Raw genomic sequence first — 18,347 nt, forward strand, 5'->3', positions numbered from 1 at the left:
CTTCAATTCGCGGCGCAGCGCGCCAATCACGATATCCAGCGCCGTGGCCGTCGACGTGCCGGCGGACGCTGGGAAGCACGACAGCAGTAGGTCTGCGCGCCGGACGATGCTGTGAAGCCGCGCTATTTCCCAGAGCAGCGCGCGCACCTCAGGCGACCGGTTACGCCGATACAGCGCCCGCAGCTCGATGGCCGACAATGGCGCGGGGTAGCGCGGATCGTCGCGCTGGCCAGCAAGGTAATCAGCTACCGCCAGTCCCTGTGACGACGTGGTGTGTGTGCTTCCGGTTGCTCATGCGCGTTTTAACCAACCACTGTATATATATACAGTACAAAACAGGGGTTCGGCTAAAGTCGGTGGGGGGTCGGGAAAAAGGTAACTTTGGTAACCCGTGAACGAGAATCGACCGGAAAGCCTTGTCAGGTAAGGATTTGCGGGTTTCAGGGAAAAGGTAACATTGGGGTAACTTTAGGGTAACCAGATTACCTTTAGTCTTGGTAACTTCTACGGTTCATCATCCCTAATAAAATCAATCACTTACGAACAGGTTACCTTTTGTGTTACCTCAGATTACCTTTTGTAGGTAACCTGCTGCATCCTTATAAATCAATGAGTTAGCATTGATTTTCGGGGCAGGTTACCGAGGTTACCTTTTTCCTGACACGCCTCCGCTCCATAGCTTTCGCCGGTCCTGTAACAGGCCTGGTCAGCAGAGGCCGTCACCTGCGTGGTACCTCCTGTGTAAGACACTGCGCGAGGTGCGTAAATCTGCGTAAGTGCATGCACGGCGTAGATCACCCACGGCCCCAGTGCTGGCGCGACCGGCGAGTGGTTGCGTCGGTGCATAAAAACCACTCGATGAAGCGTCCGGGTGAGGCGGGGTCTCAACCGCGCGCCGAGGGTCCAAGGTCGGGGTTGGCAGGAAAATTCGGCGCCCGGCCCTCGGCGCCGATGCCGCTGGCAGGCGCGAGGCGGCCCATGGCGCCCCGCAAGCGCGCGCGGTGATGCGGAAGGTGACCTAGGAGGCGGAAGGGAATAGAGGCGCTAGGCGCGCCTCTATGGGGATGCTGGCACATCAACCGGCGGCCAGGTAAAGGGAGTGATACCAGTCGAGTTACTGGGGCGCGATGCCCAACACGGCCGCAATCTTTTCACGGGTGGACCTGTCAGAAGCCTGATTCGGTCTTTGGATCCGCCGCAAGGCCGGCATCTTTTCGCGCGTCTTGCAGTAACTGTCGCCCCATTGCAATCTGGTCGGACGCACCAAGTGTGGCGATTCCGGGAAATGCGAGCTTGGCGATATCGAGTTTTGATTGCGCCACAGGATCATCTTCGCTGACCTTCTCCGGGAAGACGGCGATAAACCATGCCTGAAAGACCTGCGCCTCTACGGGACCGCCCTGCCGAAGCCTGATGTAATCCTCCACCGCCAGAAACAGGATTGATGCGACGTCAGATTCGCGCAGTTCGACCGAGCTATCAGGGTTCGGATCTTGCTCGGCGTGCTTGAAGAAGTTCCGACACGGCTCGTTGATGTAGTACTTGAGCGTGTGCCCGGCCGGTAGATTTTCGCGCGTCTGCTTGGAGAAGCTCTCCACGCTGGCCCTCGTGCAGAGCACGTCGATAACCTCCCATGCGTTCGATGCCAGCGAGTACACGGAAACGGGGTCGCCGGCATCGAAGAACAGACGAATGGCAGTAATGAGTTGCCGCTTAGCAGCGTCGATTTTTGTCACGAGCATGTTCGTCTACCCGTCCACGTGAACTCGGTGGAACAGCTCGGTGATTGCCTTCTTGGCCGCCTCAGGGTCCTTTTCATGCTGGTCCGGGTTAGCGAACTTCAGCATGTAATCGGCCATCATATATGTGATCGCATTTGCCTCGGTACGGACCCACTGCGCGAGGTGAGTCACGTCCGCATAGCTGGACGGGTCGTTGTCGTCGTTCGCCGGCCAGCCGTTGTGAAGATACCAACGGTGCATGAGTTCGTTGCGGCTACCGATTAGGGTGTTTAGCCGGTCCTCCAGATCCGCGGCGATTTGCCCGCGCTGCGAGAGGAGCTTCACCACATTCGCCGTTGCATTCTTATACCGAGCCTCATCGATCATCCCGCTCGTCGCCTGAAGGTATGCGGGGTCGGTAGTCATCTTAAAGCCTTCGTGGATCGACACGAAGGCCACCTCAAACATCTGCATCGCGATCACCGCGCGCCCTATCGCTGCGTATGCCTGATCCATGCCATTCTCCCGGTAGTGAAGCTGCGCGGGAATTGTACCGGCGTACGATGCCGCCCTTGCCCTTCGCGAAACGCTATGCAAGCGCGTTCTCCGCACCCAGCGTATACGGTTCAAACCGAACTACGGTCTGCCCCAACCAGTCGTTGACTTCCATCAGCCGGTCCTGCAGCGGCTTCACCTCGTTGCGCGCAAACACCAGGGCTGCCTTGCCTGCATCACCGAACCCGCCCGTGTTATGGGGAATGATGCCCATCAGCTGCGGCGGCACGCGATGCGCGGCAAGCTGGTCATCGCGGGTCACGTTCTTGATGTTCCAGAACTCGTCCTTAGCCGCGACTTCCGACACTGGGATCAGCTGGATGCCTTCCTTCTTGCCATTGGGCGCGTACATGAACAGGTTGCGGAAATTGCCCGGCCCTTTGCTGTTCTTGAGCGCCTCGCGCAGGTTGTCGACGTCTTCCTGTTTCTGCGCGGCATCTGTCATGTACAGGATGAACCCTGCGTGACTGCCGTTCTTGTAGTAGCGCCTGCGGAACAACGTGGCTGACTCATTCAGCCAGGTCGCATTCAATGCCGACAGGTATTCGGGCAAGCCGTACACCTCCTGGTTGATGTCCGGCTCCATCAGATGAAAGATGCTGCCCGGTTTGAATTCGTGCTTGTCCTGCCAGTTCTGCACGAAGAAATACCGTGCAAGGTCCGTGCCGCGCCGCATGTATTTCGCGAGCGCTGGCTCCAATGCCATCGGCCGACCTAGCGCATTGTCGCGGCGCTCCAGATACCCGTTGCCGAACACGAGAAAGTCCTGCACCCAGCGCGCAAACGCAGTGCGCGACAGCAGCTTGTGCGGGATGAATGTCGAAACGAGGATGTTGCGCTTCACGTAGATGGGCGAGCTGTTATGCACGGCCGCGCGAAACGTACGCGCCAACCCGTCCCACGGCATCGGCGGCTCAAACCATTCGCCCACCCGCTGGCACTCGATGTAGTCGAGCAGCTCGCGACGGTCGAGCACGGCCACCGGATCGCCAAAGCTGAATGCCTCCATAGCAGCCGAAGCCGGCGCGGTCGCGGGCGGCTCGCTGGGCTGCGCCGTGTGCTGATTCACATTCGGCGCGCGGCCTCGTTTCTTACGGGTCATGAAAGCTCCATGATGCTGGTATTGGTGGTGGTAACGCCTTCGAGTGGTTCGTGTGCGATGGCGTGCATGCATGCCCACGCGAGGTCCGCGTGGCTTGTCTCTTCGGATCGGCCGGCCTGGTACGTGACACGGCCGCCAGCTGCGGTGGTGGTCTTCCTGATCGACATGAACGACGCGGCGAAGTCGGTCCAGCCCGCGTCGAACTCCAGCCGCCCCTTGCTGATCACGTCGTGCGCCTTCAGTACGAGGCCGGTCTTCACGTCGACGGAATAGGTGAAGCCCTCGGCATCGGGTCGGAACTTGATCACGAGCTGGTAGACGGCATCGCCAATGCCGGTGCGATCGATGCCGATGTACGCCACGTTGTAGCGCTCGGTCACGCGCTTGATGGCGGTTGCCTGCTCTTCGTAGTCGATGCCACGGAACTGGTGTTTCTCCAGCACGCGGAACTTGCCGCCCGGTAAGAGCGGGGGAGCCACGACCACCAGTGCTGCGCTGTCGCCGCCGCCTCCGTTCGGGTCGTACCCAACCCACACCTCACGATTGCCAAAAGGCCGCGGCGACCAGTGTCGGAAGTCTTCCCACACCTCCCAACTGTCGACCATGCCGCGCATGAGCATGGAGAGCGGGAAGACGGATGCCGTGTCATCGATGAAGCCACACATCAGCAGATTCTCGAAGTCCGCATCGCTGTACTCCAGCCGCAACTGGTCGAGGTCGAACAGGTTGCAGCCACCGGCGATGGCGTCTTCCACCGTGACGATCTGCTTCCACTGACCGTCCGCGCAGCGCCGACCGCGCTGCAGGTTCGCGTGGCTCACATCCACACGGATGTGGTCTTCCTTCTTCCGGCCGCGATTGAACAGCGCGCCAGACCAGAACGGGTACGCCTCGTGGGCGAGGCTCGAAGGCGTCGAGAAATACGTCTGCCGCCACTTCGAGTGGATGGCCATCCCGGAGGCAACCTTGCGCAGCTCTTGGAAGCGCTGAATCCAGAAGTACTCGTCCAGATACAGGTTGCCGTGATAACTCTGCGCGGTACGTGCGTTCGTGCCGAGGAAATACAGCGTCGCCCCGTTGGGCAACACCATCGGATCGCCCTTCAGCTCCACGCCGGCCGCATCCTTCGCGAACTGGATGATGTACTGCTTGAAGACGTGGGCCTGCGCCTTGCTGGCGGATAGGAAAATCTGATTGCGACCCGTGGTCAGCGCATCAATGAAGGCTTCCCGCGCGAAGTACCACGTGGCACCGATCTGGCGGCTCTTCAGGATGTTGCGGATCCGCTCGGTGAGACCCGCTTCGTACCAGGCACGCTGGTAGTCGAACATCGAATCCTTGAACGCGTCGACCATCTGCTCCAGTTCCTCTTCGCTGATCGCGTTGCGCTCGGGCTGGCGCCGTGGCCCCTTGTTCCGATTGGCTACCTTCGGGTTCAGGTCCGCTTCGTTGCCGCTGTCCTCGTAGCGGCGCACGCGTGCCAGGCGTTCGATCTGCCGACCGAGCAGGTCGATCTCCTTGAAGTCCTTCCCCTCCTTGTTCTCCTTGGCAATCAGTTGCGCCATGCGCGTTTCGAGATTCGAACCTACGCGCGTCACGGCGTCGGCCCGGTCCCACTGCTCGCGCTGCTTCCAGCTGTGGATCGTGGACGGCTTCTTGCCGAGCATCTCGGCGATGCGCGCCACGCGATAACCCTGCCAATAGAGCGCGCGCGCAATGCGACGCGGCTCCATCTCGGGGTCCAGCGAAAGCGAGGTGATGGGCGGAAGCGTAGTCATGCCGCAACGCTACCGTCCGCGCGCGCGCGTGCCACGTCGTGCGTGTTGTCACTGCCGCATGCACAACACAATTGCGTTGCCCGCGCGCGGTGGCCCGCCGAACATGGCAGCACGAACACACCACACCGAACCACCACCGAAGAGGAACCCATGGCCGGCAAGAACACGAAGTTTTTCCGCATCGCCACCGAAGGCGCGACCAGCGACGGGCGCGTGATCGATCGTCAAATGATCGTGCAGATGGCCGCCAGCTACGACCCCGCGACGTATGGCGCACGCATCAACATGGAACACATTCGCGGCTACGACCCGACGGGCCTGTTCAAGGCTTACGGCGACGTGATCGCGCTCAAGGCTGAGGAACAGGACGGCAAGATGCGCCTCTTCGCGCAGCTCGATCCCACGGCCGAGCTGGTGGCCTTCAACAAGGCACGGCAGAAGGTGTTCTGCTCGATGGAGGTGAACCCGGACTTTGCCGACACTGGCGAGGCATATCTGACCGGTCTGGCAGTGACCGACAACCCGGCAAGCCTGGGCTGCGAGATGCTGGCCTTCAGCGCCAAAGCCAAGGTCAATCCGCTGGCCGAGCGCAAACAGGATCCGCAGAACCTGTTCACCGAAGCCGTGGAAGTCACGCTCGACTTCAGCGAAGAAAAGCCTGTGGAGAAAGGTAAGGATTCGCCCAGCCTTTCGGCATCCCTCAAGCGCATCTTCTCGCGTCAGGACAAGAGCGACGCCACCAACGAAGCGAAGCACGCTGACACCAACGAAGCGGTGACGGCACTGGCCGCTGAAGTGAAGGGCATCAGCGACAACTTCAGCAAGTTGCTGACGGTCGTTGAGACCGTGGCCGGACAGGTGGACAAGCTGCAGGAGAACCAGACCACTACGAGCAAGGAATTCTCCACGCTCAAGGGCGAGCTGGAGAAGACCGAGACGTTCACGAAGCGGCCGCCTGCCACGGGCGGCAGCGGCGACGCCGCAATCAAGACCGACTGCTGAGCCGGCACCCGGACAGCGACTCCATAACCCATACCCCGGAGCCAACTCTATGCGTAACGATACCCGTCGCCTCTACACGGCGTACGAAGGCGAAATCGCCCAATTGAACGGCGTTGAACGCGTTGACCGCAAGTTCAGCGTGCAGCCGAGCGTCCAGCAGCGATTGGAAACCAAGGTGCAGGAATCCAGCGAGTTCCTGCAGCAGATCAACGTTCATGGCGTGGTCGAACAAGAAGGCGAGAAGATCGGCCTCGGCGTGTCCGGCCCGGTCGCTGGCACCACCGACACAACGGTCAAGGACCGGCAGACCAGCGATATCGCGACGCTGGACGGCCGCAAGTACCGTTGCGAGCAGACCAACTCGGACACGCACATCACCTACCAGCGCCTGGACGCGTGGGCGAAGTTCGCCGACTTCCAGACGCGCATTCGTGACGCCATCCTGCGCCGCCAAGCGCTGGACCGCATCTTGATCGGCTTTAACGGCATCGCCCGCGCCGCGACGTCCGACCGTGCAGCCAATCCGATGCTGCAAGACGTCAACAAGGGCTGGTTGCAACACCTGCGCGAAGAAGCGGCAGAGCGCGTGATGGCTGACGGCAAGGCCGCCGGCAAGATCGTGGTCGGTGGCGATGACACCGACGCCACCCGCGACTACGCGAGCCTCGACGCCCTGGTGTTCGATGTGGTCAACCACCTCATCGCCCCGTGGTACGCGGAAGATCCGGATCTTGTGGTGATCTGCGGCCGCCAGCTCCTGGCCGACAAGTATTTCCCGCTGTTGAACAAGGACCGCGACCCCACCCAGAAGATCGCTGCGGACATGATCATCAGCCAGAAGCGTATCGGCAACCTGCCGGCCGTTCGGGTGCCGTACTTCCCGCCGAATGCGTTGATGGTCACGCGCCTCGACAACCTGTCCATCTACTGGCAGGAGGGTGCACGCCGTCGCACCATCCTCGACAACGCCAAGCGTGACCGCATCGAGAACTACGAGTCGAGCAACGATGCGTACGTGATCGAAGACCTGGCCTGCGCAGCCATGGCCGAAAACATCGTGGTGCAGGAATGACGAGCCCCGCCCGCAAGCACTTCCTGCGCGCGACGGCGGCCTCGGTGGCGGCGGCTTCGGCCGCAGCCAATCCGTTGCGGCATGCCACTGGCCACGAACTGATGCTCGCGCAGCTCGCCGAGCACAAGCGCGCCTTGAAACAGATCCAGTCCATCGAACGCAAGGCCGATGCCAAGCGCAAGATGCTGCCCGAGTACTCCGATTGGGTGCAGGGCACGCTGGAGGCGGATACGGGCGTGCAGGATGAAGTGTTCATGACCGTTATGGTCTGGCACATCGATGTCGGCGACTTTGCCGGCGCCCTGCCCCTCGCGCGCTATGGCATCCGCCACGGCCTGGTCATGCCCGACCAGTATCAACGCACCACGGCTTGCCTGATCGCAGAAGAATACGCGGCGATGGCCATCAAGGCGGCCGAGGCCGGCCAGCCGGTCGACGCCCAAGCGCTGGCCGAGGTGATGCAGCTCGTGGAAGGCCAAGACATGCCAGACGAAGTGCGCGCCAAGCTCCACAAGGCGCTGGGCTATGTGGCGCTGGCTCAGGTCGACGGCCTGAAGTCGGCGGTGCAGCAGCAGACGTGCCGGCGCTTCGCACTCGACCAACTGCAACGTGCCCTGCAGCTCCACGACAAGGTGGGCGTGAAAAAGGATATCGAACGCCTGGAGCGTGACATCAAGAATGCCGGCCCCGCCGCCTCTCAGGAGGAAGGCACGGGCTGACACCGAGCGTGACCCCGCGCATCAGGCGGCACGGGGTGCCCCATGGGCGCGCCGCAAGGCCAACCCGACCGGTCACCCCGTCCACCGCCTCCACATAGCGACTGCGTACCCATGTCCTCATTCTTTGCATCCGAGCCGGCCGCATCCGGTCAGAACCTGATCGCCAACGATGGATTCTTCCCCGACATCGATGTCGACACGGCGACCGAGGCCATGCGGCAGGACGGCACTGTGACGGCCGAGCGCCTGCGGGGCGCCCTGGTCGAAGCGGCGCTGTCCGTGAACAAGGATCTGGCTGTGTGGCGGGTCGAGCAGCAGGCGGCGGGCTACGAGACGCTGGAGGCGGTGCCGGTGAGGCAGATCGACGGGAAGTCCGCGCACGTGCATCGCTACCTGCGGGCGGTCTACTGCGAGGCACGTGCCGGGCTGATCGAGCGATACCGGGACTACGACGCCACGGCGGCCGGCGACCGCAAAGCAGAGGCGCTGATGCAGGCGGTCGAGGATCTGCGGCGCGACGCGCGATGGGCCACAAGCGACATCGTGGGCCGGCCGCGCAGCACGGTGGAGCTGATCTGATGCGAGTGATAGCCATGCAGGGCGACACCGTGGATGCGATCTGTCATCGCATCTACGGCCAGACCGCCGGCATCACCGAGGCGGTTCTCGACGCAAACAGGGGCCTGGCCGATCTCGGCCCGGTTCTTCCCCACGGCACGGTCGTAGACCTGCCCGACCTACCCCAGCAGGCTGACGTGCCGCGCGTCCAGCTCTGGGACTGACCCCAAGGAATGAATCATGGCTGAACCCATCTCCGCCAGCTCGACGGCCGCCCTCGCCGTGACGGGCATCGGCGCGATCACGCTGGTGCCAGGCGTCGACGCGGCCACAGTGCTGGGCGCGTTTGCGGGCGCCGCAGTCTTTGCCCTGAACTCGGACGAGCTGACCACCGGCAAGAAGATTGCCTTCCTCATGCTGTCCATCGTGATGGGCTGGCTCGCCGCGCCGCTGGCCGCATCGCTGATCGCCCGCATCCTGCCGGCCGACACCGAAGTCAGCCACGGCGTGGGCGCGCTGGTGGCATCGGCCGTGCTCGTGAAGCTGCTGCTGGCGCTTATCCGGCTTGCCGACAACGGCGACCGCCTGGTGGCGCTCTTCCGGGGCAACAGCGACGGAGGTGCCAAGTGAAGACGCTCTACGTGTTTCAGGCGCTGCTGTGCGCCCTGATCGCCATCCGGCTGCTGTTCTTCCGCCGCAATGGCGCCGCGCATCGCCCGTGGGCCGCACGGCTTGCCTACGCCGTGATCGTCATGGCCGGCGCCGTCGCCATCGGCGTTGCGTTCGAACGGTATGAATGGGCGCTGCTGGCGCTCAACGGCATCACCGCCGTCCTCTGCATTGCCATCTATGCCGTGCGCGGCAACGTGGTCGAGCTGTTCCGCATTACCGGCCTCGATCCGGATGGTGATGGCGAGTCCCTGCTGCTGCGCGTGCTTCGGAGATCTAGCAATGACGCTACTGCGACGCGGTGACGTAGGCGCCGAGGTACGCGAGTTGCAGCGCCTGCTGCGCGTGCGTGGCGCCCGCATTGAGCTGACCGGCGCATTCGATGACGCGACTGCGGCGGCCGTTGTGGTGGTGCAGGCCCGCTACGGCCTGGTCGTAGATGGGGTGGTCGGCAACAAGACGCTGCTGGCCCTGCAGCTCGACGGGCGCAGCCCCGACCATCTCGGCGCCGAGGATCTGCGCCGGGCGGCGGCAACGCTGGACGTGAAGCTGGCCGCCGTCCGCGCGGTCAATGAAGTGGAGAGCCAAGGATCGGGATTCCTGCCTGACGGCCGGCCGGTGATCCTTTTCGAGCGCCACATCATGTACCGGCAGTTGCGCGCCGCCGGCCATGACGCGGACCAGCTCGCCCGCCAGTATCCGAACATCGTCAACCCGGTACGCGGCGGATACATGGGCAAGGCCGCGGAGCATATGCGGCTGGCGCAGGCCGCCGGGCTTGACCAGGCATGCGCGCTCGCCTCGGCGAGCTGGGGCCTGTTTCAGATCATGGGCTACCACTGGGAGCGCCTTGGCTATGCCAACGTGCATGCCTTTGCCGATGCCATGCGCAGCGGCGAATCCCAGCAGCTCGATGCCTTCGTACAGTTCATCGCGACGGACCCCGCCCTCCACAAGGCGCTGAAGGGTCTGAAGTGGGCCGCGTTTGCCTCTGGCTACAACGGCCCGGCGTACAAAGACAACCTCTACGACGTAAAGCTGGCCCGTGCCTTCACGCGGTACGAGGCCGAGGAACAGGTGCCCGCATGAATCGGCCGCTCGCTATCGCCTTGGGCACGGTCGTCACCCTGCTGGCGGCGGCCGGTGCCGGTGCCTGGTTCACCGACCGGTACCGGGAAACCGTGCGCCGTGCCGACGCATCGGAAACCATGGTGGCATCGCTGCGCGCCCAGCTCGACAGCACCGATGCGGGTGTTGTCGAAGTCACCAAGTACGTCGACCGCGTGCAGACCATCCACGTGAAGGGCGACACCATCGTCAAGGAGATTCCCCGTTATGTCACCATCGAAGCTGATGCCGCTTGTACTGTGCCTGGTGGCTTTGTCCGCCTGCACGACGCCGCCGCCACCGGTAGCGTGCTCGATTCGGATTCAGGAGACGCTGATGCGGCCCCCTCAGGGGTTCCGCTCTCTGCCGTCGCCGGCACCGTCGCCGACAACTACACCACCGGCCACATCAATGCCGCTCGGCTGACAGCGCTGCAGGACACGCTGCGCGCGCAAGGCGTGACGATCATCGGGGAGCCATCGCAATGAGAAAGCCCGTAGAGCTGCGCGCGGCGATCACCGCTGTCGTGCCGGACCTGAAGCGCAACCCGGACAAGCTGCACCTGTTCGTGGAAGAGGGCCGCGTGGTGGCCACTGGCGCGAAGACGATCTCATTCGAGTATCAGTACACGCTGACGCTGCTCGTGACGGACTTTGCGGAGAGCGCGGACACGATCACTGTGCCGGTGATGGCCTGGCTGCGTGAACACCAGCCGGAGCTGTTCACGAACCCGGACAGGCGGCCCGATGGCTTCAAGTTCGAGACCGACATCCTGAATCACAACTGCGTCGACCTGCTGATGCGGATTCCGCTGACCGAACGGGTGATCGTCAAGGTGTTCGATGGGCGCTACCAAGTGACGCATGCCCCGGAACCCGCAAACGAGTACGACGACCCGTCCGGCTGGAAGCTGCCTGCGCCGTGAACAGTCTCGAAGACCTGACGGCGTGGGCAGGTGCGTTGTTGCACAAGCTCGACGCCAGCGAACGCCGCACCCTCCTGCGTGCCGTGGCCAATGAGCTGCGGCGCCGGCAGACGGTTCGGATCGCAGAGCAGCGCAATTCCGATGGTTCTGCCTATGAGCCGCGCAAGCCGCGCCTGAGGCAACGTGCCGGCCGCGTCCGCCGCGCCATGTTCATGCGTCTGCGCACTTCCCGCTTCATGAAGGCACAGTCGGACCCAAATAGCGCGGTGGTGGTCTTCGTTGGAAGGGCCGAGCGAATTGCGGCAGTCCACCAGTTCGGCCTGCGCGACCGCGTGAACAAGGGCGGCCTCGAAGTCCAGTACGCCAAGCGCGAGCTGCTCGGCTTCGAAAAGAACGATGTCGACCGACTAGCCGACATGGTGCTAGCCCACGTGGCGTCCTGAGGTCACTGCAGACTGCAAGAGCGCCGCTTGTTGTTGCGCCTCTTCGCACAACACCATTCGAGTGACCGCCACGCGCGCGCAAGGCACGCTAGGGGGTATGGACACCGCTGAAATCCTCCGACTGATCGAGAACCTGCTGCGCACCGGCACCGTTGCCGAGATCCAGCATGGCAAGCCGCCGCGCGTTCGCATCAAATCAGGCGGCCTCGACACCGACTGGCTACCCTGGGCAGAGCGCCGCGCGGGCGGCACGCGCACATGGAGTCCGCCGACCGTTGGCGAGCAGGTGTTGCTCTTCTGCCCCAGCGGCGAGCTGCGCAACGGCATCGTGTTGTGCGGCATCCCTTCGGACGATAACGACACGCCCAGCCATAGCCCGGACGAGACGGTCACGCTGTTTCCCGATGGCGCGACGACGACCTACAACCATTCCGCCGGCACCCTGTCGCTGGCCGGCATTCAGAAGGTCATCTTGGAAGCCGCAACCAGCGTGGTGGTGAAGTGCCCGGACACCACGTTCGACGGCGACGTGACTGTAAAGGGCCTGCTCTCCTACCAGAACGGCATCGCGGGCAAAGGCGGCGCCAATGGCAACGTCATCACCGGCGACTTCAACCACGAGGACGGCAAGCTCTCGTCGAACGGCGTGGTGCTCGATGACCACGGCCACGGGGGGGTGCAGCGCGGTGGCGTCTGGACGGAGGGCACGCGATGACCTACCTCGGCCTCAACAGCGCCACCGGCCGCGCCATCAGCGATTTGGCGCACATCTGGCAATCCATCCGCGACATCATCACCACTCCGGAGGGCTCGCGCCCTATGCGGCGCACATACGGCTCCCAAGTGCCGATGCTGATCGACCAGCCCCTGAACGATGTCACGCGCCTGCGCGTCATGTCTGCTGCGGTTGCAGCCATTGTGAAATGGGAACCTCGGGTGGAGGTCAACTCCGCATCGTTCGTGATCGACGGCGAAGGCGCGATGACAGTGGATCTGGATGCTGATCGCGTCGACGGCGCCCGTGGCACACCGCTCGGCACGCTTTCCATTCCCCTGCGCGAGGCCAAGCCATGACAACGCCCATCGACCTCTCACGCCTGCCGGTGCCGGACGTAGTCGAGAACATCGACTACGAGACTATCGTTGCGGAACGCAAGGCGTACTACATCAGTCTCTACCCTGCCGACCAGCAAGCCGACGTTGCCATGACGCTGGAACTTGAATCCGAGCCGGTGGTGAAGCTGATTGAAGAGAACGCATACCGGGAGACCATCCTGCGTCAGCGCGTCAATGACGCATCGCGCGCCCGCATGCTGGCCTATGCCAAGGGCAATGATCTCGAACACGTTGCCGCCAACTACAACGTGGAACGCCTGGTGGTGACGCCCGAAGACGACACCACCGAGCCGCCCACGGCGGCGGTGATGGAAGAGGACGATTCGCTGACCGAACGCACCCAGCTCGCATTTGAAGGGCTGTCCACGGCCGGGCCGCGCGAAGGCTACAAATTTCATGCGCGTAGTGCGGACGGACGTATCGCCGACGTCAGTGCAATCAGTCCGGCGCCGTGCGAAGTGGTCATTACGGTGCTCGGTATCGATGGCGACGGCAGCGTTGGGCAGGACGTGCTGGACAACGTCGCCGTTGCGCTCTCCGATGAAGATGTCAGGCCCTTGGCGGACCGCCTGACGATCCAGTCTGCCCAGATCACGCACTACGAGATCGACGCCACCGTCTTCACAAAGACCAACGGCCCGGAGCGGGAGCCTGTATTGGCCGAGGCGGCGAAGCGGCTGGACGCCTACCGGAAGGACAGCCGCCGGCTGGGACGCGACATCGACCGCTCGGCCATCAACAGCGCGCTGTTCGCCGAGGGCGTCTCGCGCGTCGAGATACGGCTGCCTTCAGAAGATGTCGTGCTCGACGAGACGCAAGCGGCCTATTGCACCGGGGTGAACGTCGTAGATGGGGGCGCCCGTGACTAAGCTCCTGCCGCCCAACGCCACACCAGTGGAGCGGAACATCGCCACGGCCGGCGCAGCTATCGAGCGCATCCCGGTGCCCATTCGGGATCTGGGCGACGCCACGAAGTGTCCGGCGAGTGTCCTGCCCTTCCTCGCCTGGGAACGCTCTGTGGATCGCTGGGATCCGAACTGGTCAGAAGGGACCAAGCGAGCGGTGATCGACGCTTCGTTCTTCGTGCACCAGCGCAAAGGCACTATCGGGGCTATTCGCCGTGCCATAGAGCCTCTTGGTTACCTGATCCGCGTGGTGCCCTGGTACGACATGACGCCAGATGGGGCGCGCGGCACCTTCCATCTCGACGTGGGCGTGATGGATACCGGCATCACAGAAGAAATGTATGCGGAACTGGAGCGCCTGATTGACGACGCCAAGCCGCTTTCCCGACACCTGGCCGGTTTAGCCATCAGCGTCGAGACGCGCGGTGCCGTCCGCTACACCGGTGCGCCGCTTCTGGGCGACGTCATTACCGTCTACCCCTATTCCCCGGAACCAGTCGAGGTCGCGGGTGCGTCGTTCTATGCCGGCGCTGCGCACCTTATCGACACGATTACCGTCAACCATCTGTAAGCCATGGCGCAAACCTACTTCCTCCTCCCCACCGCTGAAGGCGAGGCCAAGCTCGCCAATGCTCAGGCGCTCGGCGTCGCTCTGAAATTCACGGCGATGTCCGTTGGCGATGGCAACGGCGCGCTGCCTATCCCGACCCGTGACCGCAAGACGCTCATCAATGAGCGCCGTCGCGCCGCGATTAACTCGATCACGCAAGACGCAGCGAACCAGAGCCAATTCATCGCCGAGCAGGTCATCCCCGAGACTGAGGGCGGCTGGTGGATTCGCGAGGCCGGCATCCATTCCGAAGACGGCACCCTGTGCTACTACGCAAACATCCCGGAGACTTACAAGCCCGTGCTGGCCGAAGGCTCGGCGCGCACCCAAGTCATTCGCCTGGTTTGCCTCAACACCAGCGGCGCGACCGTCGAGCTGAAGGTGGATCCGTCCATCGTTCTTGCCACCCGGTCGTACGTTGACACCCAGATCGCGAGCGAGCTAGACAAGCGCGACGCGAAGCAATCCGCGCTTGTCGCCACCACCGGCCCCCTCGCCGCTCTCTCTGGTCTGCAAACCGTCGACGCAATCGTATTGACCCCCGGTGCTCGCGTCCTGGTCAAAGACCAGTCCGCCGCGAAAGACAACGGGGTCTATGTCGCCGCCGCCGGCGCCTGGTCGCGCGCGACCGATGCGGACAGCGGCCTGGAAGTGACCGCCGGCATGCTTATCCCGATCGAGCAGGGCGCCATAAATGGCGACTCCGTCTGGCAACTGACCACCGATGGCGCAATCATCGTCGGTGCGACGCCGCTCGCATTTAAACGCGTGGGGGCCGGGTACTTCGCGCCGCTCGAATCGCCGGATTTTTCCGGTATTCCCAAGGTCGACACCGCCCCCCTCGGAACGGCTACGCGCCAGGCCGCAAGCACGGCGTTTGTCGCCGCCGCGCTTGCCGCCCTGGTCAATGCGTCGCCGGCCCAACTCGACACCCTCAACGAACTCGCCGCCGCCCTCGGCAACGACGCGAACTTCGCCGCAACCGTAACAGCCGCCCTTGCGCTCAAGGCCCCGCTGGCATCGCCAGATCTCACCGGCACGCCTACTTCAACGACGCCGGCTCAGTTTGACGTCACGAAGAAGATCGCGACGATGGAAGCCGTGAAGCGTGCTGGCCTGCAATCTTCCGCGTGGAATGTCGTTGCGGCGTCTGGCGCTATCCCGCTGGCGTATTGCGGTAGTACGATTGTTGTCGCCGCGTCGTCGGCCGTCGCGCTCACCCTTCCCGATGCGGCCGCCGTTCCGGCCGGTACGCGTCTCGAATTCCTGAGCGTTACCTCGCTGAATGCAACCCTGTCTCGCTCCGGCACAAACCTGATCTATGGCACGCCCGCAAGCGGGGTGACCTCAATTCCGCTGACCTACCTCAACGACCTGGTACTCGTCAGCAATGGCGCGAATTGGTACATCGTTGGCGGGCGTGAGGCGCTCAGGTATTCCAGCACGTTCGCTGCGTCCCTTGCGGGAAATGGCTGGGAGAAGCGTCCCAGCGGGGTTGTGGAGCAATGGGGAACAGTCTCCACGGCCGCCGGCGGCGCCACCGTCACGTTTCCGACATCCTTCCCCAACGGGGTTCTCGACGTGCTTGTTACGGCCAATGCCGCCGCAAGCGATTCGACTGTCAGCACGGGGCTATGGCAACCGTGGGGCTTCCCTGTTTATTCCTACTCGAATGGTTCGCCCGTTGGCATGACGGTCAACTGGCGCGCGCTCGGTTACTAAGGAGAGATCCGCACCATGTGGTTCTACAAACACCCCCGATTCTTTCATCCCGACATTTTCGGAGATGGGATTCCGAGCGATGCCGTAGAGGTGTCCGACGACGAGCACGAACTGCTTATGCAGGCCCAGCGGTCGCGCGGGGCCGCGATCGAGCCGGACGAAAATGGCCGGCCGATTGCAGTAGACCCCGCCCCGCCCTCTCTCGGCCAAATCCGTCTTGCGCTGTGCGCGGCAATTGACGCAGCAGCAGACGCGGCCCGCCTGGCTGTCGCCGGCGATCCGCTGCGCGCGGCCGAGTATCAGATCGCCGAGGCCGAGGCGAAGGGCTACCAGGCCGGCGGCTACGCCGGCGAATGTCCGCCTAGCGTCAAGAGTTGGGCCGACGCGAAGAACTGGACCGCGAAGCAAGCGGCCGATAACATCATCGCCGAGGCCGCTGCATGGAATGCCGCTCTCTACGCAATTCGCGACGCGCGCCTGAAGGCAAAAGAAGGCGTGCGCAATGCGCTGACGGCCGATGCCGCCGCCGCGATCGCCAACGCCGCAATCGACGGCATCAACGCCAAGGTCGCGAACCTCGGCAACGCGGCAAACTGACCATGCCGAGCGTGCGTGTCCTGTTCTCCACCACCCGGCTGCCCTTGTCGGTGGCCATTCGTGCCTTCACGTGGTCGCGCTGGTCGCATGTGGCCGTTGTCGATGGTGACAGTGTGATTGAAGCCGTGGCGCTTCACGGCGTGCGCCGCGCGCCGCTGGCCGATGCGCTTTCCCGGAGTGCAGACTTCGCGATAGCAGATCTGCCGGCGCGCGATCCACGGGCCGTGATCGACGCTGCGGCGTCCCAGCTCGGCAAGCCCTACGATTATTCGGCATTGGCCGGACTCGCACTGCGCCGGGACTGGCAGTGCGACGACGCGTGGTTCTGTTCCGAACTGGTGGCGTGGGCGTTTGATTCGGCTGGCCAGCCGCTCGTTCGGCCAGAGTTCCGCCGCCGCGTCTATCCCCAGCATCTCTGGATGCTTCCACCCGCAGAATCGTTGCGCATGTCCTTGCGCGCCTGATGTTGTGCGCCGCAGGCGTACAACATCATTCGAGAGACAGCCTCGCGCGTGCGCAGCATCCTACCGGGACGATCCCACCATCGTCAGGATCACTCCCGGAGGACTGCATGCCATCTGACTACCACCACGGCGTACGTGTCGTTGAAATCAACGAAGGCACCCGCCCCATTCGTACCATCGCGACCGCCGTGCCCGGCATCGTCTGTATCGCTGAAGACGCGGACGCGACGGTCTTTCCTCTCAACAAGCCGGTGCTGCTGACCAGCCCCATGTCGTCGCTTGGCAAGGCTGGCGACAAGGGCACCCTCGCACCGACGCTGGACGCCATCACCGACCAGGCCAACCCGCTGACCGTCGTGGTGCGCGTGGCCAAGGGCGCAACCGACGCCGAGACCACCAGCAACCTGATTGGCGGCACCGATGCCAACGGCCGATTCACCGGCATGAAGGCGCTGCTGTCGGCCAAGAACAGCCTGGGCGTCACGCCGCGCATTCTCGGCATTCCGGGCATGGACAGCCTCCCGGTGGCCACGGAGCTGGCCAGCATCGCGCAGAAGCTGCGCGCCTTCGCCTATGTGTCGGCGTTCGGCTGCGAGACCAAGGAAGAAGCGGTAGCCTACCGCGACAACTTCGGCCAGCGCGAGCTGATGACCATCTGGCCCGACTTCATCGGCTGGGACACGGTGGCTAACGCCGAGACCACCCTGTTTGCCACGGCGCGCGCGCTGGGCCTGCGTGCGAAGCTCGACAACGAAGTGGGCTGGCACAAGACGCTGTCGAATGTGGCCATCAACGGCGTGACCGGGCTATCCAAGGACGTCTTCTGGGATCTGCAGGATCCGGCCACCGACGCTGGCTACCTGAATCAGAACGACGTCACCACCCTGATCAATTTCCAAGGGTTCCGCTTCTGGGGTTCGCGCACCTGCAGCTCCGATCCGCTCTTCCAGTTCGAGAACTACACCCGCACGGCACAGGTGCTGGCGGATACGATGGCCGAGGCACACGCCTGGGCCATGGATCTGCCGATGACGCCGTCGCTCGTACGCGACATCGTGGAAGGCATCAACGGGAAGATGCGCTCGCTGACGCGGAACGGCTACCTGCTCGGCGGCTCCGCCTGGTACGACCCGGAGTTCAACCCCAAGGACTCGCTGAAGGATGGCCAGCTCGGCATCGACTACGACTACACGCCTGTGCCGCCGCTGGAAAACCTGACGCTGCGCCAGCGCATCACCGACCGATATCTCATGCAATTCGCGGAAGCCGTCAACGCGTAGGC

General features: G+C 63.5%; 23 protein-coding genes. 19 read left to right on the forward strand and 4 right to left on the reverse strand.

All coding sequences use genetic code 11. The features are described from left to right. Window positions 1–1,166: 1,166 nt before the first annotated feature. From AC3WVS_RS20120 to AC3WVS_RS20135, 4 genes are all read right to left on the reverse strand, one after another. The gene (locus AC3WVS_RS20120) at window positions 1,167–1,742 is read right to left on the reverse strand and encodes a hypothetical protein (protein ID WP_492320057.1); all 576 of its coding nucleotides are present in this window, start codon (window positions 1,740–1,742) and stop codon (window positions 1,167–1,169) included. A 6-nt stretch (window positions 1,743–1,748) separates the two neighbouring features. Continuing rightward, window positions 1,749–2,237, reverse strand: coding sequence for a hypothetical protein (locus AC3WVS_RS20125; protein ID WP_492320058.1), 489 nt, complete (start codon window positions 2,235–2,237; stop codon window positions 1,749–1,751). A 73-nt stretch (window positions 2,238–2,310) separates the two neighbouring features. After that, window positions 2,311–3,378, reverse strand: coding sequence for a phage portal protein (locus tag AC3WVS_RS20130; protein WP_492320059.1), 1,068 nt, complete (start codon window positions 3,376–3,378; stop codon window positions 2,311–2,313). Further along, window positions 3,375–5,156, reverse strand: a complete 1,782-nt coding sequence (locus AC3WVS_RS20135; protein ID WP_492320060.1) for a terminase ATPase subunit family protein — start codon at window positions 5,154–5,156, stop codon at window positions 3,375–3,377. The genes AC3WVS_RS20130 and AC3WVS_RS20135 overlap by 4 nt, the downstream gene beginning before the upstream one ends. A gap of 150 nt (window positions 5,157–5,306) precedes the next feature. Here AC3WVS_RS20135 and AC3WVS_RS20140 point away from each other — a divergent pair, with 150 nt between their 5' ends. The 19 genes from AC3WVS_RS20140 (at window position 5,307) to AC3WVS_RS20230 (ending at window position 18,345) form a co-directional block, all read left to right on the forward strand. Next, window positions 5,307–6,158: a GPO family capsid scaffolding protein gene (locus AC3WVS_RS20140; protein ID WP_492320133.1), complete on the forward strand. Its 852-nt coding sequence runs from the start codon at window positions 5,307–5,309 to the stop codon at window positions 6,156–6,158. Between the two features lie 49 nt (window positions 6,159–6,207). Beyond that, entirely contained in the window at window positions 6,208–7,230 is a 1,023-nt protein-coding gene (locus tag AC3WVS_RS20145; RefSeq protein ID WP_492320061.1) for a phage major capsid protein, P2 family, read from the forward strand. Further along, complete coding sequence (locus AC3WVS_RS20150; RefSeq protein WP_492320062.1) at window positions 7,227–7,949, forward strand: phage terminase small subunit; 723 nt, start codon at window positions 7,227–7,229, stop codon at window positions 7,947–7,949. The genes AC3WVS_RS20145 and AC3WVS_RS20150 overlap by 4 nt, the downstream gene beginning before the upstream one ends. A gap of 111 nt (window positions 7,950–8,060) precedes the next feature. Continuing rightward, window positions 8,061–8,528, forward strand: coding sequence for a head completion/stabilization protein (locus AC3WVS_RS20155; RefSeq protein ID WP_492320063.1), 468 nt, complete (start codon window positions 8,061–8,063; stop codon window positions 8,526–8,528). Next, window positions 8,528–8,731, forward strand: coding sequence for a tail protein X (locus tag AC3WVS_RS20160; RefSeq protein WP_492320064.1), 204 nt, complete (start codon window positions 8,528–8,530; stop codon window positions 8,729–8,731). The genes AC3WVS_RS20155 and AC3WVS_RS20160 overlap by 1 nt, the downstream gene beginning before the upstream one ends. A gap of 16 nt (window positions 8,732–8,747) precedes the next feature. Further along, the gene (locus tag AC3WVS_RS20165) at window positions 8,748–9,137 is read left to right on the forward strand and encodes a putative holin (protein ID WP_492320065.1); all 390 of its coding nucleotides are present in this window, start codon (window positions 8,748–8,750) and stop codon (window positions 9,135–9,137) included. After that, window positions 9,134–9,481 (forward strand): phage holin family protein, encoded by a 348-nt coding sequence (locus AC3WVS_RS20170; RefSeq protein ID WP_492320066.1) that lies wholly within the window; start codon window positions 9,134–9,136, stop codon window positions 9,479–9,481. The genes AC3WVS_RS20165 and AC3WVS_RS20170 overlap by 4 nt, the downstream gene beginning before the upstream one ends. Then, window positions 9,459–10,265: an N-acetylmuramidase domain-containing protein gene (locus tag AC3WVS_RS20175; RefSeq protein ID WP_492320067.1), complete on the forward strand. Its 807-nt coding sequence runs from the start codon at window positions 9,459–9,461 to the stop codon at window positions 10,263–10,265. The genes AC3WVS_RS20170 and AC3WVS_RS20175 overlap by 23 nt, the downstream gene beginning before the upstream one ends. Then, window positions 10,262–10,771, forward strand: a complete 510-nt coding sequence (locus AC3WVS_RS20180) for a hypothetical protein (RefSeq protein WP_492320068.1) — start codon at window positions 10,262–10,264, stop codon at window positions 10,769–10,771. The genes AC3WVS_RS20175 and AC3WVS_RS20180 overlap by 4 nt, the downstream gene beginning before the upstream one ends. Beyond that, entirely contained in the window at window positions 10,768–11,208 is a 441-nt protein-coding gene (locus AC3WVS_RS20185) for a phage tail protein (RefSeq protein ID WP_492320069.1), read from the forward strand. Before AC3WVS_RS20180 ends, AC3WVS_RS20185 begins: the two co-directional genes overlap by 4 nt. Further along, window positions 11,205–11,651, forward strand: a complete 447-nt coding sequence (locus tag AC3WVS_RS20190) for a phage virion morphogenesis protein (protein ID WP_492320070.1) — start codon at window positions 11,205–11,207, stop codon at window positions 11,649–11,651. Before AC3WVS_RS20185 ends, AC3WVS_RS20190 begins: the two co-directional genes overlap by 4 nt. Window positions 11,652–11,748: 97 nt before the next feature. Then, complete coding sequence (locus tag AC3WVS_RS20195) at window positions 11,749–12,366, forward strand: phage baseplate assembly protein V (RefSeq protein ID WP_492320071.1); 618 nt, start codon at window positions 11,749–11,751, stop codon at window positions 12,364–12,366. Then, window positions 12,363–12,725: a GPW/gp25 family protein gene (locus AC3WVS_RS20200; RefSeq protein WP_492320072.1), complete on the forward strand. Its 363-nt coding sequence runs from the start codon at window positions 12,363–12,365 to the stop codon at window positions 12,723–12,725. Before AC3WVS_RS20195 ends, AC3WVS_RS20200 begins: the two co-directional genes overlap by 4 nt. After that, window positions 12,722–13,636, forward strand: coding sequence for a baseplate J/gp47 family protein (locus AC3WVS_RS20205; protein WP_492320073.1), 915 nt, complete (start codon window positions 12,722–12,724; stop codon window positions 13,634–13,636). Before AC3WVS_RS20200 ends, AC3WVS_RS20205 begins: the two co-directional genes overlap by 4 nt. Beyond that, entirely contained in the window at window positions 13,629–14,243 is a 615-nt protein-coding gene (locus AC3WVS_RS20210) for a phage tail protein I (RefSeq protein ID WP_492320074.1), read from the forward strand. Before AC3WVS_RS20205 ends, AC3WVS_RS20210 begins: the two co-directional genes overlap by 8 nt. Window positions 14,244–14,246: 3 nt before the next feature. Continuing rightward, window positions 14,247–16,004, forward strand: a complete 1,758-nt coding sequence (locus AC3WVS_RS20215) for a phage tail protein (protein ID WP_492320075.1) — start codon at window positions 14,247–14,249, stop codon at window positions 16,002–16,004. Window positions 16,005–16,019: 15 nt separating this feature from the next. After that, the gene (locus AC3WVS_RS20220; RefSeq protein ID WP_492320076.1) at window positions 16,020–16,601 is read left to right on the forward strand and encodes a hypothetical protein; all 582 of its coding nucleotides are present in this window, start codon (window positions 16,020–16,022) and stop codon (window positions 16,599–16,601) included. 2 nt (window positions 16,602–16,603) lie between these two features. Beyond that, window positions 16,604–17,065: a YiiX/YebB-like N1pC/P60 family cysteine hydrolase gene (locus tag AC3WVS_RS20225; RefSeq protein WP_492320077.1), complete on the forward strand. Its 462-nt coding sequence runs from the start codon at window positions 16,604–16,606 to the stop codon at window positions 17,063–17,065. A 107-nt stretch (window positions 17,066–17,172) separates the two neighbouring features. Then, window positions 17,173–18,345 (forward strand): phage tail sheath protein, encoded by a 1,173-nt coding sequence (locus AC3WVS_RS20230; RefSeq protein ID WP_492320078.1) that lies wholly within the window; start codon window positions 17,173–17,175, stop codon window positions 18,343–18,345. The last annotated feature ends 2 nt before the right edge of the window (window positions 18,346–18,347 follow it).

It is taken from the genome of Cupriavidus sp. CPT47-8839-RL05A (assembly GCF_058792255.1).

Bases quoted from the DNA above. Each gene is read 5' to 3' on its own strand.
- AC3WVS_RS20120 (WP_492320057.1), bottom strand. From the start codon at position 1,742: ATGCTCGTGACAAAAATCGACGCTGCTAAGCGGCAACTCATTACTGCC.
- AC3WVS_RS20125 (WP_492320058.1), bottom strand. From the start codon at position 2,237: ATGGATCAGGCATACGCAGCGATAGGGCGCGCGGTGATCGCGATGCAG.
- AC3WVS_RS20130 (WP_492320059.1), bottom strand. From the start codon at position 3,378: ATGACCCGTAAGAAACGAGGCCGCGCGCCGAATGTGAATCAGCACACG.
- AC3WVS_RS20135 (WP_492320060.1), bottom strand. From the start codon at position 5,156: ATGACTACGCTTCCGCCCATCACCTCGCTTTCGCTGGACCCCGAGATG.
- AC3WVS_RS20140 (WP_492320133.1), top strand. From the start codon at position 5,307: ATGGCCGGCAAGAACACGAAGTTTTTCCGCATCGCCACCGAAGGCGCG.
- AC3WVS_RS20145 (WP_492320061.1), top strand. From the start codon at position 6,208: ATGCGTAACGATACCCGTCGCCTCTACACGGCGTACGAAGGCGAAATC.
- AC3WVS_RS20150 (WP_492320062.1), top strand. From the start codon at position 7,227: ATGACGAGCCCCGCCCGCAAGCACTTCCTGCGCGCGACGGCGGCCTCG.
- AC3WVS_RS20155 (WP_492320063.1), top strand. From the start codon at position 8,061: ATGTCCTCATTCTTTGCATCCGAGCCGGCCGCATCCGGTCAGAACCTG.
- AC3WVS_RS20160 (WP_492320064.1), top strand. From the start codon at position 8,528: ATGCGAGTGATAGCCATGCAGGGCGACACCGTGGATGCGATCTGTCAT.
- AC3WVS_RS20165 (WP_492320065.1), top strand. From the start codon at position 8,748: ATGGCTGAACCCATCTCCGCCAGCTCGACGGCCGCCCTCGCCGTGACG.
- AC3WVS_RS20175 (WP_492320067.1), top strand. From the start codon at position 9,459: ATGACGCTACTGCGACGCGGTGACGTAGGCGCCGAGGTACGCGAGTTG.
- AC3WVS_RS20180 (WP_492320068.1), top strand. From the start codon at position 10,262: ATGAATCGGCCGCTCGCTATCGCCTTGGGCACGGTCGTCACCCTGCTG.
- AC3WVS_RS20185 (WP_492320069.1), top strand. From the start codon at position 10,768: ATGAGAAAGCCCGTAGAGCTGCGCGCGGCGATCACCGCTGTCGTGCCG.
- AC3WVS_RS20195 (WP_492320071.1), top strand. From the start codon at position 11,749: ATGGACACCGCTGAAATCCTCCGACTGATCGAGAACCTGCTGCGCACC.
- AC3WVS_RS20200 (WP_492320072.1), top strand. From the start codon at position 12,363: ATGACCTACCTCGGCCTCAACAGCGCCACCGGCCGCGCCATCAGCGAT.
- AC3WVS_RS20205 (WP_492320073.1), top strand. From the start codon at position 12,722: ATGACAACGCCCATCGACCTCTCACGCCTGCCGGTGCCGGACGTAGTC.
- AC3WVS_RS20215 (WP_492320075.1), top strand. From the start codon at position 14,247: ATGGCGCAAACCTACTTCCTCCTCCCCACCGCTGAAGGCGAGGCCAAG.
- AC3WVS_RS20220 (WP_492320076.1), top strand. From the start codon at position 16,020: ATGTGGTTCTACAAACACCCCCGATTCTTTCATCCCGACATTTTCGGA.
- AC3WVS_RS20225 (WP_492320077.1), top strand. From the start codon at position 16,604: ATGCCGAGCGTGCGTGTCCTGTTCTCCACCACCCGGCTGCCCTTGTCG.
- AC3WVS_RS20230 (WP_492320078.1), top strand. From the start codon at position 17,173: ATGCCATCTGACTACCACCACGGCGTACGTGTCGTTGAAATCAACGAA.